This window comes from Cellulomonas sp. P4_A2 (assembly GCF_056402515.1).
This window is the reverse complement of record NZ_JBFUHG010000166.1, coordinates 1-398: the sequence shown is the minus strand read 5'-3', so window position 1 is coordinate 398 and position 398 is coordinate 1. Positions and strand designations below refer to the sequence as shown.

Annotated in this window: 1 protein-coding gene; it reads right to left on the bottom strand. The window is 66.3% G+C overall.

The features are described 5' to 3' along the window. Positions 1–25: 25 nt before the first annotated feature. Positions 26–398, bottom strand: a 373-nt coding sequence (locus AC1DUE_RS20555) for a sigma factor-like helix-turn-helix DNA-binding protein (RefSeq protein WP_477041252.1), incomplete at its 5' end; no start/stop codon positions are given.

Sequence of the window (398 nt, the reverse complement as noted above, 5' to 3'; positions counted from 1 at the left end):
ATATCGGAGGCTACTGGACTCGGGCTCACGCCGCAGCGTCAAAACCCGTGTCGTGGGCCATTCGCTTCAGTTCGAGCAGTGCGTGCTTCTCGATCTGCCGGATCCGCTCGCGCGTCAGACCGTGCTGCTTGCCGACCTCGGTGAGAGTCCGCTCACGGCCGTCCTCGATGCCGTACCGCATACGGATGATCGACGCGGTCCGGTTGTCGAGCTTGCCGATCAGGTCCTCCAGCTCCTCGCTGCGCAGCAGCGTCATCACGGACTGCTCGGGCGACACCGCGGAGGTGTCCTCCAGCAGATCGCCGAACTGGGTCTCGCCCTCGTCGTCCACGGACATGTTGAGGCTGACCGGGTCACGGGCCCAGTCCAGCACGTCGCCGACGCGCGTGGCCGTGGAG